Origin of the sequence: Tsukamurella soli (genome assembly GCF_039541155.1) — a bacterium.
GTDB classification, from domain to species: domain Bacteria; phylum Actinomycetota; class Actinomycetes; order Mycobacteriales; family Mycobacteriaceae; genus Tsukamurella; species Tsukamurella soli.
The window spans coordinates 1-15,473 of the sequence record NZ_BAABFR010000113.1; the positions used below are offsets into that span (position 1 = coordinate 1).

Annotated in this window: 14 protein-coding genes and 3 pseudogenes; 10 read left to right on the top strand and 7 right to left on the bottom strand. The window is 70.1% G+C overall.

What is annotated here, in order from left to right:
• Positions 1-292 precede the first annotated feature (292 nt).
• Entirely contained in the window at positions 293-982 is a 690-nt protein-coding gene (locus ABD908_RS23240) for a GntR family transcriptional regulator (RefSeq protein WP_345000496.1), read from the bottom strand.
• 609 nt (positions 983-1,591) lie between these two features.
• On the opposite strand from ABD908_RS23240, the gene ABD908_RS23245 reads away from it, so the two are divergent.
• The 3 genes from ABD908_RS23245 (at position 1,592) to ABD908_RS23255 (ending at position 3,782) form a co-directional block, all read left to right on the top strand.
• Complete coding sequence (locus ABD908_RS23245) at positions 1,592-1,813, top strand: hypothetical protein (protein WP_345000498.1); 222 nt, start codon at positions 1,592-1,594, stop codon at positions 1,811-1,813.
• 610 nt (positions 1,814-2,423) lie between these two features.
• Positions 2,424-2,813: a BlaI/MecI/CopY family transcriptional regulator gene (locus ABD908_RS23250; protein WP_345000500.1), complete on the top strand. Its 390-nt coding sequence runs from the start codon at positions 2,424-2,426 to the stop codon at positions 2,811-2,813.
• 21 nt (positions 2,814-2,834) lie between these two features.
• Positions 2,835-3,782: a M56 family metallopeptidase gene (locus ABD908_RS23255; RefSeq protein WP_345000502.1), complete on the top strand. Its 948-nt coding sequence runs from the start codon at positions 2,835-2,837 to the stop codon at positions 3,780-3,782.
• A 67-nt stretch (positions 3,783-3,849) separates the two neighbouring features.
• Here ABD908_RS23255 and ABD908_RS23260 read toward each other — a convergent pair.
• Both ABD908_RS23260 and ABD908_RS23265 read right to left on the bottom strand, forming a co-directional pair.
• Positions 3,850-4,149: pseudogene (locus ABD908_RS23260) on the bottom strand (transposase); the annotation flags it as partial.
• A 213-nt stretch (positions 4,150-4,362) separates the two neighbouring features.
• Complete coding sequence (locus tag ABD908_RS23265) at positions 4,363-5,025, bottom strand: RDD family protein (RefSeq protein WP_345000504.1); 663 nt, start codon at positions 5,023-5,025, stop codon at positions 4,363-4,365.
• 191 nt (positions 5,026-5,216) lie between these two features.
• On the opposite strand from ABD908_RS23265, the gene guaB1 reads away from it, so the two are divergent.
• The 4 genes from guaB1 to ABD908_RS23285 all read left to right on the top strand — a co-directional run bounded on the left by guaB1 (position 5,217) and on the right by ABD908_RS23285 (position 10,187).
• Positions 5,217-6,656 carry a GMP reductase gene (gene guaB1 / locus ABD908_RS23270; RefSeq protein WP_345000506.1) on the top strand — a complete coding sequence of 480 codons (1,440 nt, stop codon included), beginning with the start codon at positions 5,217-5,219 and terminating at the stop codon, positions 6,654-6,656.
• Positions 6,657-6,838: 182 nt separating this feature from the next.
• Positions 6,839-8,242: a hemolysin family protein gene (locus ABD908_RS23275; RefSeq protein ID WP_345000508.1), complete on the top strand. Its 1,404-nt coding sequence runs from the start codon at positions 6,839-6,841 to the stop codon at positions 8,240-8,242.
• The gene (locus ABD908_RS23280; RefSeq protein WP_345000510.1) at positions 8,239-9,315 is read left to right on the top strand and encodes a hemolysin family protein; all 1,077 of its coding nucleotides are present in this window, start codon (positions 8,239-8,241) and stop codon (positions 9,313-9,315) included. The genes ABD908_RS23275 and ABD908_RS23280 overlap by 4 nt, the downstream gene beginning before the upstream one ends.
• Positions 9,312-10,187 carry a 3-methyladenine DNA glycosylase gene (locus ABD908_RS23285; protein WP_345000512.1) on the top strand — a complete coding sequence of 292 codons (876 nt, stop codon included), beginning with the start codon at positions 9,312-9,314 and terminating at the stop codon, positions 10,185-10,187. The genes ABD908_RS23280 and ABD908_RS23285 overlap by 4 nt, the downstream gene beginning before the upstream one ends.
• Position 10,188: 1 nt before the next feature.
• Here ABD908_RS23285 and ABD908_RS23290 read toward each other — a convergent pair whose 3' ends face one another.
• The 3 genes and pseudogenes from ABD908_RS23290 to ABD908_RS23295 all read right to left on the bottom strand — a co-directional run bounded on the left by ABD908_RS23290 (position 10,189) and on the right by ABD908_RS23295 (position 12,301).
• On the bottom strand, positions 10,189-10,695 hold the full coding sequence (locus ABD908_RS23290) for a hypothetical protein (protein WP_345000513.1): 507 nt from the start codon (positions 10,693-10,695) through the stop codon (positions 10,189-10,191).
• A 139-nt stretch (positions 10,696-10,834) separates the two neighbouring features.
• Positions 10,835-11,566: pseudogene (locus ABD908_RS27725) on the bottom strand (DUF3037 domain-containing protein); the annotation flags it as partial.
• An 87-nt stretch (positions 11,567-11,653) separates the two neighbouring features.
• Entirely contained in the window at positions 11,654-12,301 is a 648-nt protein-coding gene (locus tag ABD908_RS23295; protein WP_345000515.1) for a TetR/AcrR family transcriptional regulator, read from the bottom strand.
• A gap of 111 nt (positions 12,302-12,412) precedes the next feature.
• Between ABD908_RS23295 and ABD908_RS23300 the strand changes: the two genes are divergently transcribed.
• Complete coding sequence (locus ABD908_RS23300; RefSeq protein ID WP_345000517.1) at positions 12,413-13,555, top strand: FAD-dependent oxidoreductase; 1,143 nt, start codon at positions 12,413-12,415, stop codon at positions 13,553-13,555.
• A gap of 21 nt (positions 13,556-13,576) precedes the next feature.
• Here ABD908_RS23300 and ABD908_RS23305 read toward each other — a convergent pair whose 3' ends face one another.
• Positions 13,577-14,173, bottom strand: coding sequence for a TetR/AcrR family transcriptional regulator (locus ABD908_RS23305; protein ID WP_345000519.1), 597 nt, complete (start codon positions 14,171-14,173; stop codon positions 13,577-13,579).
• A gap of 91 nt (positions 14,174-14,264) precedes the next feature.
• Between ABD908_RS23305 and ABD908_RS23310 the strand changes: the two genes are divergently transcribed.
• Positions 14,265-15,134, top strand: a complete 870-nt coding sequence (locus ABD908_RS23310) for an SDR family oxidoreductase (protein ID WP_345000521.1) — start codon at positions 14,265-14,267, stop codon at positions 15,132-15,134.
• Positions 15,131-15,473 (top strand): annotated as a pseudogene (locus tag ABD908_RS23315) (patatin-like phospholipase family protein); the annotation flags it as partial. The gene ABD908_RS23310 and the pseudogene ABD908_RS23315, both read left to right, overlap by 4 nt.

Below are 15,473 nucleotides of genomic sequence, written 5' to 3' on the forward strand. Positions count from 1 at the left end.
TATGCACATCCGACATCCAGAACGCGAAAATGTTGTACGTCTTCCAACTCTGCCGCTGCAACGGCGCCAAATCATCATTGGTCAACCGCTGGTGATACCCCAACTCCTCCCAGGTCGGATCCTCGGTACCAGGTCTCGTGACGCTATCCGAATCCACGGCCATGAGCCTTCTCCTTTTCCAGAAGTTCGGTGCCGGATACCTCGCCGGCGATGTTGTCCGTCAACGTATTCCGCCCGTGTTTCCGTACCGTTGCGCCGCAGGTATATCTTCGGCTGCGCCGTCACACCGCTGTCATACGCCCGAGGCCCCGCGAGCTGATGCGATCGCGGCCCGCAACTCCGCGTCGTGCCGCGCTGCCGCGATGGCGAGCGCGTCCCCATCGCCCGCGACGAACGCTGCCAGCATGGGGGCGTGCCCCGCGTTCAGCACTTCGCGCTGCTCTGCGGTCAGCCGGCCCATCGGTCGCACGGGTTCGGTGATGTTCCAGGCGGACTCGAGCATGTGCAGCAACCGGTGCATACGGCACGGGGTGGCGAGCGCGAGGTGGAACCGTCGACTCTCGCGGTGGTAACCCATCACATCACGCTCCCGGACCGCGGCGTCGACTGCCGCAAACGCCGACCGAGCCTGCGCATGATCTCGCGCTCCCGCCGCCGTCACGGAGACCGTGTGGGCCGCCGTCTCCAGGGCCGCACGGACCAGGTACAGCTCGAGCAACTCGGCGTGCGAGACCCGCGCGACGGTGTATCCCCCGTTCGGACGATGCTCGATCAGGCCCTCGCCGACCAGTGTCTTCAGGGATTCGCGTACCGGGATGCGGCTCACGCCGAAGTGCTCGGCCAGCGGTTCGACGGGGATCGGCGCTCCGGGCGCCGCTCCCGTTTCGAGGATGGCTCGACGCAACTGGTCGAGGATGACCTCCTGCGACGCACCTGGGCGCAGCCGCGGCAGGCCCGCGATCAGGCGCGAAGGCGGCGGCACGCCATCACCTCCCGAACGCCGGACGTGATGCAGCCGAGTCGTGGCCGTGGAACCGCCCCGGTGCGCACATGGAAGTGCTCGACGCTCGGGAACGCGAATCGCATGTCGTTGATCTCCTACGCTACGGCACACCGGTCTCGCCTGCGGCCGCGTCGCGGAGTCGACCGCGGTCCAGTATGGCAGGTCGTCATCGGCGTACGAGTCGGCGTCATGTTACGGCGTGCTCGATTACCGGATCACCCTGATCGAGAGTGTTGATGGCCCTGGAGTGTGGGCGATGAGAGCTCTCAGCATATCCGGTCGACAACTCACCGGATCCAGGCTCGAGCGTACGTCATGCGAACCCGCTCGCAAGTCGTCGTGCCTGCGCGCGTGCGGGAGCGCCGAACCGAACATCGAGGTGGAAGTCGACACGCCTCACCACGAAGGCGCTGAAGGACCACGGGCTGGGAGTACTGCGTACCGAGAGGTAGAGCGCCGGGTTCAGCTGAACAAGACACCGCCCCGTCGACCTCGACGGCGCGGTGTCTCGTTCTGTGTCCGTCGCCAGGGTCACGCCCGCCGCGCCACAGAGACGCGCGCAAGTGGATCGGCCATATGGTCCGGCTCATGCCGTACCGATACACGCTCACCGTCGCCGGCGTCGACCGTCACAGCGCGGTCCACACAGATCCGTCCTCGCTCGCTCGCGACGTCGTCGCCCGCGCCAGCGGCTTCGGGGTTTTCGCCGTCACCGAGAAGGATCTGGCGCGGTACATCGCCCAGGGGATCCGCATCATCGATCTACAGTTGCGCGACCCGATCGTGACGGTCACCGTCGATCGCGTCTGACGCCCTCTCCCCACTCGATCATCGGCGGTCCGCCCGGCGTCGACGCTCGCGCGACCCGGCGCTTAGGCGTCCCGCTCCACGCGGGTCCGAGGCACCGACACTTGCAGGGCGGGGTGGGCCCGGATGGTCTCCAGAACGGCTCCGTCGCTGTAGAGCGCGGATTCTGGGCGCCGACCAGATGAAGCCACGACTTCGGCCATGCCGACCAACTGCCCCGCACCCGTTCTCAGATGAGCGCGACATCACCACCGTGCCGGTATCCCGGAAGGTGCCTCGAGAGGTGAGTTGACACGTAGTTGACACAATGCGTGCACACCATCCTGACGGCCAGCAGTTGAATGACCTGGTGAAACACCTCACCCACCTCCACCCGACCACGAGGAATCGGCGGGCCCCACGCTCAGCCAAACGTGGGACCCGCCGCGGCACAGACCGGGCGTTCGCTGCAGCCCTCAGCTCGTCTCTCCGGTCTGGTCTGGTTCCTCAGTTGCTCTCGCAACACCCATGACTCTAGGCGAGCCTTGCCTAAGTTAGCAAGCCCTAATTTTTGTGGCGCTCGTTACGACGCGTCGTCGTAGTGTTTCGGGTGCACCGGAGTAAACTGTGAGGAATGGCAGCACTGGGAGATCTCGAACGCGTGGTGATGGACCACCTGTGGGCGTCCACCGAGCCGCAGACCGTGCGCCAGGTCCACGACGCACTGTCTCGCGAGCGAGAGTTGGCGTACACGACGGTCATGACAGTACTGCAACGGTTGGCGAAGAAGGAGCTGGTCACCCAGATCCGCAACGACCGCGCGCACCGCTATGCGGCCACATTCGGCCGCGAGGAACTCGTAGCAGACCTGATGTTCGACGCACTCGCGCAGGCGGAGAACTCACGCGAGGCGGCGCTGGTGCACTTCGTCGAACGAGTCGGTCACGACGAGGCGGAGGCGCTGCGGCGCGCCCTCGCCGATCTGGACGCCGCGCATCCAGAAGATCACGGCAGGACTTCGTAAGCCTTCGATAGGCTGAGGAGCGTGTCGGCTGTCATCTTCGGCGTACTCGCCCTGCTGCTTGCAGGGCCGGTGCCGTTGTGGCTGTCGAGGTCGCGGTGGCCGATCCACGCCCCGCGTGCTGCTCTGGTCCTCTGGCAGTCGACGGCGCTGGCCGCCGTCCTCTCCGCGTTCAGCTGCGGCCTGGTGATAGCGAGCCGGCTGCTGGTGCCCGGCCCCGACGGCCGCCCTACCACCGATCCCATCACCGAGATCCACGAACTCGGGCTGGGCGCATGGCTGCTCTCTGTCGGGGTCTTCGCCCTCACCGTCGTGATCGGAATGCGGCTGGTCGCCACCGTCCTACAGGTCGCTGTGCGCACCCGACGTCGGCGGGCGCGCCACCGCACCGTCGTCGATGTCCTCTCGCACGTGTCCGAGGGGGGCGACCCGCGGATGACGGCGGCCGACATGCGCGTCCTCGCCGTCGACGAGCCGCTGGCCTATTGTCTGCCCGGTCTCCGGCATCGCGTCGTCCTCAGCCGCGGCACGTTGGCCCAGCTCTCACACGACGAGCTGACCGCAGTCCTCGCGCACGAACGCGCCCACCTGCGGGCCCGGCACGACCTGGTCCTCGAGGCCTTCACCGCGGTTCATCATGCGTTCCCGCGCGTCGTGCGCTCCACCTCCGCTCTGCGCTCGGTCCAGCTGCTCGTGGAGCTTCTCGCTGACGACCAGGCCGTGGATGCGGCGGGCGCCAAGCCGCTGGCCCACGCCCTCGTCACCTGCGCCAAGACCTCGGCGCCGCGGGGTGCGCTCGCCGTGGGCGGCACAGGCACGCTGGTCCGGGTCGAACGACTCCGCGAGCGCCGATCGGGGCGCTTCTTCGACGCGTCGATCTACCTCCTGGCAGGCGCGATCCTGGTGGTGCCTACGGTGGCGGTCGCCGTCCCGTGGCTCACCGAGCTGCACGCGCTGCTGTTCGTGCGCTGACCACCACGCCCCGAGGACGATCTGATTGCGGCGTGCGGAAATCGGGCTCTCCTGATCGATCTGTGGGTCATTTCCGGCCGGGGAGGGTGGGGCGGTGACCGCCGAGGCTGAGCATGGCGAGGGCGATGAGGGATTCGGTGGAGTGGAAACCGAACGCGATGCGGGTGATGAGCCGGATCTTGGTGTTGGTGGATTCGATGAGTCCGTTGGACAGTCCGTGCTCGATTGCGGCGAGGATCCGGTCGTGGTGTCGGGTGACGCGTTTGGCCAGTTTCACGAACGCGGGGATCCGGCAGCGCCGCGCCCAGGTCAGCGATCTGTGCAACGCGTCTGCTGCGGCGGCGTGGGGTAGGGCGAACGGCGTGCGCCTGTTCAGGCACGCCCAGACATCCACAGATCAGTCAGGAGCGCCTGAAATCGACAGAATTTCTGTGGGCAGGACCCGCCCGGCATGGCGGTTTCGCGTCGGCACGTCAAGAATTCTGTCGATCTCAGCAACGCCCGGGCCGAGACGGCGGAGAGCTGCTACAGCCCTCCGCCGAACACGCGCCCAGCTTCAGCAGCGAGGTACTACCTGCTCTCAGCTCTTCACGATCACCAGGTCGTTCGCGGCCTTGTCGTGCCAGCCCTGCATACGACCCGAGTTGTCCATCAGCGGCGAGAGCAGGACCAGCAGCTGGCCGACACCGCACAGAATCGACCCGAGATAGGGGATCAGCTGCCGGATGAAGGCCTGGCCGAGGCCGATCGGTTGACCGGTGGACTGATTGACGACCTTCAACCGCAGGGCCATCTTGCCCACGGTCGCACCCACGAGGGCGATCATCAGCCACTCGTAGAGCAGGCCGAACAGGCCGGCGACGAGCAGGCAGACGAAGAACCCCGCGATGCCGATACCGCCGCCCGAGCAGTTCGTATCCCCGCTGGTCGGGTCGGTCGTGCACGCCGACGCCGACGAGACCAGCGCGCCGACGCCGACGCCGAAGCAGATGCCGTAGACCACCACGTAGACCACGGAGTCGATCAGGCGCGCCAGAAAGCGCTGCCCGAAGCTCGCGACTCGCACGGTGCCCAGCCCGGGGACGGCCACGTAACCCGAGTTCGCCTGCGGGGTGTATCCCTGCGGCTGTTGTCCGAACCCGCCGGCGAACTGCTGACCGGGCTGCGGGATCTGGCCGTACGGGTGCGACTGCCCGGCCCCCTGCGGCACCTGGCCGTATGCCGGCCCCTGCTGCCCGTACAACGGTTGGCCCCCCTGCCACGGACCTTGCCCCGGACCGTATTGCCCCGGGCCCGGCTGCTGCTGCCCGAATCCGCCGAATTGATTCGGCTTATTCCTAGGCGCTTCATTTGGATTGGTCACTACTGTTCCTCCCAGTGCGGTCGCGCCGCCAGTGTGTGCCGGATCAAGGTAGCCCACTAAACTGCTCCCACGTGCGCTTCCTCGAAGGTAATGATCCGCAGTACGACCTGACGTACGACGACGTCTTCCTCGTCCCGAACCGATCCGACGTGACCTCCCGGTTCGACGTGGACCTCGCCACGGTCGACGGCACGGGGACCACCATCCCGATCGTCGTCGCCAACATGACGGCGGTCGCCGGTCGGCGCATGGCGGAGACGGTGGCGCGGCGCGGTGGCATCGTGGTGCTCCCCCAGGACCTACCCCTCGAGGCGGCGGCCGACACGATCGCCTACGTCAAGAGCCGCGACCTCGTCGCGGACACCCCGCTCACACTCGGACCGGACGACTCCGTGAGCGACGCTCTCGCGCTCCTACCCAAGCGGGCGCACGACACCGTCGTCGTGGTCGATGGTGGCCGACCGATCGGCCTCGTCTCCTCGTCCGACTGCGCCGACGTCGACCGCTTCGCGCGTCTGCGCGACGTGATGCACACCGGCTTCGTGACCGCCAAGCAGGGCACGGACCCACGCGAGGTGTTCGCGCTGCTCGAGGCCGACCGCGCCCGGATCGCAGTGCTGGTGGACGACGACGCCACCACGCTGCGGGGCGTCCTCACCCGCACGGGGACGATCCGCGCGGGGATCTACTCCCCCGCCGTCGACGCCGCCGGGCGCCTGCGGATCGCCGCCGCCGTCGCGATCAACGGCGACGTCCGTGGCAAGGCGACCGCGCTGGCCGAGGCCGGCGCCGACGTCCTCGTCGTGGACACCGCGCACGGCCACCAGGCCAAGATGCTCGACGCGCTCGCCGCGGTGGCCGATGCCGGCCTGGGGCTGCCGATCGCCGCGGGCAACGTGGTCTCGGCCGCAGGTGCCCGCGATCTGGTCGCCGCGGGCGCGACCATCGTCAAGGTCGGTGTGGGCCCCGGCGCGATGTGCACCACTCGGATGATGACCGGCGTCGGGCGGCCGCAGTTCTCCGCGGTCGCCGAGTGTTCGGCTGCGGCCCAGGAGTTGGGCGCGCACGTCTGGGCTGACGGTGGCGTCCGCCACCCCCGCGACGTGGCGCTGGCGCTCGCCGCGGGCGTGTCGAACGTGATGATCGGATCGTGGTTCGCGGGTACCCACGAGTCCCCCGGCGACATGAAGTACGCCGCCGACGGCACCGCCTACAAGGAGAGCTTCGGCATGGCATCCAAGCGCGCGGTGGCGGCCCGCACCGCCGACGAGGGCGCCTTCGACCGCGCTCGCAAGGCCTTGTTCGAGGAGGGGATCTCCAGTTCCCGTATCCGTGTCGCGCCCGATGCGCCGAGCGTCGAGGATCTCCTCGACCGGATCTGCTCGGGAGTCCGCTCCGCCGCCACGTACACCGGCGCCCGGACGCTGGCAGAACTGCACGAGCGCGCCACCGTCGGCATCCAGAGCGCGGCCGGGTTCGCCGAGGGCCGCCCGCTGCCCACCGGGTGGTGACCGGGCGGCACCTGCTCGAATCGGTATGATCAGGGCACGCAGCGGGGCGCTCGACTCACGTGCCCCGCGCGGGACCGCTCCGCCGACGTGCCCACCACCCTCGAGACTCAGGATCCTCCCCTCCCGGATGTATCGAATACGCAACGCGACCGCCGCTCCGGACGCCGGGGGTAGCGCCGACGATGGTTAGTGCACTCCTCACCGCCGCCGCGGTCATCGGCTTCCTGGCGCTGACCCTGGGCACGGCGGTGTTCGTCGCCGCCGAGTTCGCGCTCACCGCGATCGAGAAGCCAGCAGTGCAGGCCGACGTGCGGGACCGCGGCGACCGCAGGTCCCGACAGGTCGAGTACGCGCATCGCACGCTGTCGTTCCAGCTGTCCGGCGCGCAGCTGGGCATCACGATCACCACCCTGGTCACCGGCTACATCGCCGAGCCGGTGCTCGCCCAGTTCCTGCGACCCGCGCTGCGATGGATGTCGCTGCCCGCCGGCGCAGTCTCGGTCGTCACGCTGATCGTGTCGCTGGTGGTCGCGACATCGCTGTCCATGGTCCTCGGCGAACTCGCGCCCAAGAACGTGGCGATCGCCAGGCCGCTCGCCACAGCGCGCGCCACCGCCGGAATCATGGTGGGCTTCTCGGCGGTGTTCCGGTGGGCGATCTCGTTCCTGAACACCTCGGCGAATGCACTGGTCCGCCGCCTCGGAATCGAGCCCGCCGAGGAGCTCAGCTCGGCGCGGTCCGCGCAGGAGCTCGAGGCGCTGGTACGCAACTCGGCGGCGCACGGCTCGATCGATGCCACCACCGCCGAGCTGGTGGGCCGCTCGCTGAGCTTCGGCTCGCGGAGCGCGGAGGACATCATGACGCCGCGGCAGAAGGTCCGCACCCTCGAGCTCGACGACACCGTCGACTCCCTGATCGCGCTGTCCATCGAGACCGGCTACTCGCGCTTCCCCGTGGTCGACGGTGACCTCGACGACACCAAGGGCTTCGTGCACGTCAAGCAGGCGCTGACGGTGCCGGCGTCCGACCGGGCGCACACGACGGTCCACACCCTGTGCGAAGCCGCACCCGTAGTCCCCGCGTCGCTCGACGGTGACTCGCTGATGACCCAGCTGCGGGCGAACGGCCTGCAGGTGGCGCTCGTCGTGGACGAGTACGGTGGGTCGGCTGGCATCGTCACGGTCGAGGACCTCATCGAGGAGATCGTCGGCGACGTCCGCGACGAGCACGACGACGAGGACGCCGACGTGCAGCGCACCGACAGCGGCTTCCTCTGCTCGGGGCTGCTGCGGCTGGACGAGCTGGACACCGCCACCGGCTACGACGCGCCGGAGGGCGACTACGACACGCTCGGCGGCCTGGTGATGTTCCTGCTCGGCCGCATCCCGGTGGTCGGCGACGTGGTCGAGCTGCCGCGGCGCGTGCTCGAGGTCGACGACGACCACCCCAGCACCTGGATCGCGCGGGTCGCGCGCATGGACGGCCGGCGCGTCGACCTCGTCGAGCTGGGCAACGATGCGCGCGACGATCGGCCCGGCACGGAGAACACCGGGGACACGCCGACGGCGGACGGGGCGGCCTCATGACCGGCAATCTCCTCGCCGTGCTGCTGACCGTGATCCTGCTGGCGCTCAACGCGTTCTTCGTCGCCGCCGAGTTCTCACTGATCTCCGCCCGCAAGGACCGGCTCGAAGCCCTGTACGAGCAGGGCAAACGCGGGGCGAAGACGGTGATGCAGGCGTCCGAGCAGCTGTCTCTGATGCTCGCCGGCTGCCAGCTCGGTATCACCATCGCCTCGCTGCTGCTCGGTGAGGTCGGCGAGCCGGCGATAGCGCACCTGCTCGAGCACCCCCTGCATCTCGCACACGTGCCGCACGCCCTGCTGCACCCGATCGCGTTCGCAGTGTCCCTCGGCCTGGTCGCGGTGCTGCACATCCTGCTGGGTGAGATGGTGCCGAAGAACATCGCACTGGCGGGGCCCGAACGTGCGGCGATGCTGCTGGTCCCGGTGCACCTGGCGTGGTGCCGCGTCGCCCGGCCCCTGATCGCGCTGTACAACGGGCTCGCGACGCTGGTGCTGTGGATGCTGCGCGTCGAACCCAAGGACGAGCTCGACAGCACCGTCTCCACTCGCGAGCTGTCCGCGCTGATCGACGAGTCGGCGGGGCAGGGCCTGCTCGACGCCGAGGAGCAGACCCGACTCACCCGCGCACTGCTGACCATCCGCCGCACCGTCGCCGACGTCGCCATCCCACTGCAGAAGATCCGTGGCCTGCAGTCCGTGGCCGGACCCGACGGTGCCGTGGGGCCCACGCTCGGGGCCATCGAGTCGGCGGTCGCCGACACCGGCTTCTCCCGCTACCCCGTGCGCGGGTCGAGTGGGGCGTTCACCGGATACCTCCACGTCAAGGACGTGCTCCCGGAGATCATGGACGCCGAGGTGGGTCCCGATACGGTGATCGGTGCGACCCGGATCCGGCCGCTGCCCGTGATCGACGGGGCGATGTCGCTGGACCACGCGACCGCGTTCATGCGCCGGCACGGCAGCCATCTCTCGGCGGTCGCCGACGAGCACGGCCGCACCGTCGGCATCGTCGCACTCGAGGATCTGGTGGAGGAGTTCGTCGGCACCGTCCGAGACGGGACACATCGGCAGTGAGCGCCGGCCCGCTCGCCGTCGACACCGTCCTCACGGAGTCCGAATGGACCGCGCGAGCGGCGGCGCACCGGACGCGGCTCGCACCGTTCGTCGACGCACACATCGCGCGGACCCGACGCGGCGAGCGCCACCCCGTGTGGGACTTCCTGTTCACCTACTACAACCTGCGGCCCGCGCAGCTCCTGCGCTGGCACCCGGGCCTCGGGATCGCGCTCGACGGTGACGCCGCCGTCGCCGAGTACGGCTCGGCCCGCGGCTACCTCGCCGACGGCCGCCGCGTCACCGTCGACCCGCGGTTCGTCGCCCGGCGACGCGATGCGGCCGAGCACATCGCCCGGCTCCTCGCCGCGACGGCTGGCCGGCCCGCCGCGCTCGGCTGCTTCGGCCTGCACGAGTGGGCGATGGTCTACCGCGCGCCGGACGTGCGCCACCCGGTCCCGCTGCGGCTCGGGGCCGACGGTGCCGACGCGGTGGTCGAGGCCGCCGCCCTGCGGTGCACGCACTACGACGCGTACCGGTTCTTCACCCCGGACGCCGCACCCCGCAACACGATCGAACTGACCCGCGAGTCACAGGTCGAGCGCGAGCAACCGGGCTGCCTGCACGCAGGCATGGACCTGTACAAGTGGGCGTTCAAGCTGTCCCCGGGCGCGCCGTCGGAGCTGGTCGCGGACGCGTTCGAACTGGCCCGCGACGCCCGCGAGCTCGACATGCGGGCGAGCCCGTACGACCTCGCGGACCACGGCTTCGCACCGGTGCGGATCGAGACATCCACCGGACGCGCCGAGTATGTGCGGGCGCAGGCCGCGCTCGCGCAACGCGCCGCGCCGATCCGCGAGCGGCTGCTCGCGGTGTGCGCCCGCTGGCCGTGAGTCAGGCGGCGACGAGCCGACGCTCGGCCAGTTCGACCAGCCGATGCATCTGCCCGGGCCCGACGACGTCCGCGTCGACCTCGCCCCACAGCTGATCGGCGACGGCGCACGCATCGCGCTGGGCGTCCGTGCGCGGCGGCAGGACGAGGACCCCGACCGGGACGTCCCGCGCGACCGGCGCGGGCTCGGCGCGGCCGGGCTGTTCGAGCAGTCCGCCGATGCGCCGCAGCCGCGCGACCGCGAGCGACCACGCGGCGACAGCGGCCCGGGTGTCCGTCACCGGTTCCCGGTCGAACGGGACCACCGCGACGATCTGCGCGACCTGACCCGAGACCACGGCGAGGTCCACTGGCGCCGTCTGCAGCCCGACCCGTAGCACCTCCGGCCGCCACAGCTGGTGCGCACCGACGCGCGGGGACTCCGAGTAGAGCGCGCGCAGCCGCTCGATCGCCCGCGCGACGTCGCCCGGGGGAACGGCTTCGTCGACCACGAACAGGTCGAACATCATGTCCACAGCCTCGACGGCCGAAGCCGCCCCCCACGGGCGCGGACGCGGACAGCTGCATCGAGTTGTTCAGCCGCGTTCGCTGTTCGTCGAGCCAGGCGGACCGCGCGGTGGTGTCTTCTTCGAACTCGCCGGTCCGTCGGATCCTGTCGACGAAGTCGGTGATCCACGGCAGGAACAGCTCCGGATGGCCGCCGAGCCGCGATGCGTGTGCGAACGAATCGACCGTGCGGATCGCCCAATCCTGCCGGTCGTCCGATCCTGCGACGACCCCGACATTGACGAACTCCCCGCGCGCAGTGTCAGGCACGAAACGCAGCACCCAGTAGCGGTACCGCCCCGCTGTCTGCATCCCACCTCCGATCACCGCTGAATCTGCCGACATATCCGCGCGGCCGACCGACTCGATCCGGGCCGACACCTCGAGTGCGGCACCGCCGCTGCACCGCTCGAGGAGCCCAGGCACGGGATAGTTCCAGGGAAGCCTGACAACTCTCGAGAGAAGCCCTGCGTCCCAACCAGATTCACCCGTGAACCAGAGTCCGTGATCGAAGCCGAAGACCGACCACCGTCCATCGAGTGCGTACACCCACTGCGGGTCCGTGCCCATACACCAGTCCCACAGCACCAATAGGGTCGGGATCCGCCGGGCGTTGTCGTCGTCGCCGACGTGCACGAGATCGTCGGAGATCTCGACCTCACCCGGGATGTCCAGGGATCCGTGGGCCACGCACGGCGTCAGCCGGTACCCAGCGGTGGATGCGACCGCCAGGAACGCCCCCGCCCCCGAATCGGTCGCACGCACGACGGCACTGAGCGTCAGCCGCGCCGCACCCCGCGCGACCCCGTCGAGACACCCCCGCCAATCCGTCATGCTCCCCACGCCGACGACTGTGCCACGCACCTACGACACGCGGGCACGGTCGCGCAGGCGGGCTGTCGCATCGACGCCTGTCGGCGCTCAGCTCGCGGGGCCCGCGGGGCCACGCTTCGCCAGCCCGCCCACGAACGTCGCCAGCTGGTCGGCGAACCGCTCCACGAACTGCGGCGACCGCGGATCCTCGCCGGTCAGGCCTGCGATCACGTGCGGCAGCGTGGTGGGCGCCATGGCCGCGGCCATCAGGATCACCAGCAGGATCTCGGGATCGACGTCGGCAGGAAGGTCGCCGTCGGCCTGCGATCGGCGCAGCTCGTCGACGCCGATCCGCAGCTCGTCGGAGCGATGCTGGGCATCGGGGCCCGTCCCGGCACCGTCGTACTGTAGGCCGTTCCACGCCAGCAGCCGCGGCCCGTCGGGATCGTGCACCGCCTCCAGCACATAGCGGCGCGCCTGCTCGGGCAGCGGGGTGCCCGGGGGGATCAGCTCGGCCCGGCGCTCCCACCATCGCCGGGAGACGGCGAGGTACACGCCCTCCTTCCCGTCGAAGTAATAGGAGATCAACTGCTGGTTCACGCCCGCACGGGCGGCGATCGCCGACACCCGCGCCCCCGCGTAGCCGTGCGCCGCGAACTCGGCGGACGCGGCTTCGAGGATGCGGGCGCGGGTCCGCTCGGCATCGCGTTGCCGGTCCTGCGGCGCAGGCGATCGGCGGGGCGTGGACGGGGGCATCTGTGCAGTATACGAAGCCCGCAGGCGCCGATTCCGGCAATCAATCAATCAAATGATTGACAGATTCCTATATTCGTTTGACACTGGGCTCGTCCCGCGATCGGAGTCGTCATGGCTACACGTCCCACCATCGTCATCGACGGCGCCGGCATCGGCGGTCTCGCCCTTGCGCAGGCGCTGCACCACGCCGAGATAGACGTCACCGTGCTCGAGCGTGATCGCTCGCCACAGACCCGCGGGCAGGGCTACCGCCTGCACATCGACGCGGACGGCAACGACGCCCTGCGCCGCTGCCTACCGGTCGCGGTGCTCGACCGGGTCCGCGCCACCAGCGGCATCAACGGCGACCGCGTCACCGGGTTCACCGATCAGCTGGTCGAGGTGATGACCCAGGAGTTTCCCGACCTGCCCGCCACCGAGATCAGCAACGTCGACCGCAACACGCTGCGCGCGGGTCTGCTCACGAACCTGGGCCGGGTGGTCCGCTTCGGCTCCACGGTCACCGGCTTCGAGGTCGCCGGCGACCGCGTCCACGTGCAGACCACCACCGGGAGCACGACCGCGGATCTCCTGGTAGGCGCCGACGGTGTCGGCTCCGCCGTCCGGCGTACCCTGCTACCCCACGCGGTCGTCGACGACCTCGGCCTGCGCTGCATCTACGGTCGGATGCCGCTCACGCGCGCGACCGTCGTGCTCGTTCCGCCGGTCGTGTTGCGCGGCTTCAGCTGGGTCGTGGGCGGCGTCGGACTCGCGCCCGTGCAGTTCCGCTCGCCCGTCGACGGCGCGATGGACTACCTGATGACCACATTCGTCGCGACGCCCGCCCGACTCGGCGTCACCGACGAGGAACTGTTCGCCGCTGCGCCCGCGCGACTGCGCCGCCTCGCCGTCGACGGCGTGGCGGGCATGCACGCCACGATCCAGGAGATCTTCGACCGGTCGGATGCGTCGTCGTACCTCCCGATCGCGCTGCGGGCCGCCCGCCGCGTCGACGCCTGGCCCAGCGGCCCCGTCACGCTCATCGGCGACGCGATACACGCGATGCCGCCCACCGGCGGCGTCGGCGCGAACACGGCACTCCGCGATGCCGCCGACCTCGCGGAACGCATCACAGGCGCCCTGTCGTCCAGTCGGCCACTACGGGAGGCGGTCGCCGCCTACGAGGCCGTGGCGGTGCCGCGCGGATTCGACACCGTCGACGCCGCACTGGCCGTGGCACGCACCCTGTTCGGCGCCGAGATCACCACCGCCTGAACGGATCCCGCGCAGGATCCGTCACAACAGCGCAAGCGCGGTCCGCAACGCGCCGACCATCGGTTCGACCGAGATCGTCGGGTCGACGGCGCGCTGGATCCCCAGGCCGATCCCCGCACTGAGCAACAGGTCTGCGATCTGGCCGAGCGCGGACTCGTCCACGCCGGTGCCCTCGGACGGCGTCCGGATGCTGCGCAGCAGGTCGACGACCGCCCCGCGGGCATCGTTGCGCAACTCCGTGATCACGCTGGTCAACGCGGGGTCGTTGCGGGACAGGGTCACGAACTCCAACTCGAGCATCGTCCATCCCACGTCGCCGACGGTCCGCTCGAGCCACTCGGCCGCCGCCTGCACGCGGGCCTCGAGGTCGGCACCGCCGATCGTGAGATCCGCGACCTCACCGATCTTGTCGCGGTGGATCTCGTCCAACACCGCGCGACACAGCGTCTGCTTGTCGGTGAAGTTGGAGTAGACCGCGCCCTTGGAATATCCGGCCAGATCCGCGATGTCGTCGAGGCTCGCGGCGCCGTAGCCGACCGCGAGGAACCTTTCGCGCGCGGCGTCCAACAGGTCCCGCCGGGTGCGCGCACGCTGTTCGGCACGAGTCAGGCGGGGCACCCGCAGATGATACGCCCGAACGGTATTTACATACCACGAGAATTCAAATACTGTCGGTATCCAAATCTGAGAGAGGGTGGACCCATTGCGGATCTTCACGCACGACCCCACGCCGACGGAGCCGCCGGGCACGGTCGTCGTGACGGGCGGGGCACGCGGCATCGGCGCCGCGACCGCTACGGCATTCGCGGCACGGGGCGCGACGGTGTGGATCGGCGACGTGGACACCGACGTCGCCGAGGCGACCGCCCGGACGCTGCCGAATGCGCACGCGGGGCGGCTCGACGTCACCGACCGCGCCTCCTGGGCCGACTTCCTCGCCCGTGTCTCCGCCGAATCCGGCCCGGTCGACGTGCTGGTCAACAACGCCGGCGTGATGCCGCTGGGGGCGTTCGACGCCGAGGACGAGGCCACCCGCGACCTGACCCTGGACGTCAACGTGCGGGGCATGCTGAACGGCATGCAGGCCGTCCTGCCTGCGATGGTCGCCCGCGGGCGCGGGCACATCGTCAACGTCGCATCGATGGCCGGGATGATCCCGCTGCCCGGCATGGTGACCTACAACGCGAGCAAGTACGCGGCGCTCGGCGCGTCGTTGGCGGCGCGACGCGAGTACGACGGGACCGGCGTCGCCGTCTGCGCCGTGTTGCCCTCGGCGGTGCGCACCGAGCTGTCAAGCGGCGCGCAGCTCGGTGGCGCGCTGCCTACGGTCGACCCGGAGGACGTCGCCCGGGCGATCATCGGGACACTCCGCACCCGAGCGGCGCGGACGTCCGTACCCGGCTGGGTCGCCCCCGCATGGACTCTGGTCGAGGCGTTCGTGCCCGAACCGATCGAGCGGATCGCCCGCAGGCTGATCCGCGACCGCCGCGCCCTGGCGCTGGACGCCGACGCCCGCCGCGGGTACGCGGACCGCGTCCGGCGGCAGGCACTGGCGCACGTGCCGGAGGTTCGACGGTGACGCGCCGCGCCCTGGTCATCGGGTGCGGCGGCACCATCGGCGGCGCGTGGACGGTGGCCGCACTCGCCGCCCTGGCGGAGCGGTCGGGCTGGGATCCACGCGAGGCGACCATCCTGCAGGGCACCTCCGCGGGCGCCGAACTGGTCACGATGCTCGCCGGCGGGTTCGGCGTGGGTGACCTGGTCGACATGCAGGCGGGTCGCTCGCAGCACGAGGTGCTGCGCCGCCACCTCGCGGACACCCCGCCGAGCATCCCGCCACTCCCCCTGCCGCTGCCGATCGACCCCACGTCGGTGTGGCGCCGGCGCGGCGGGCACACCCGGGTCACCGGGCTCGCCC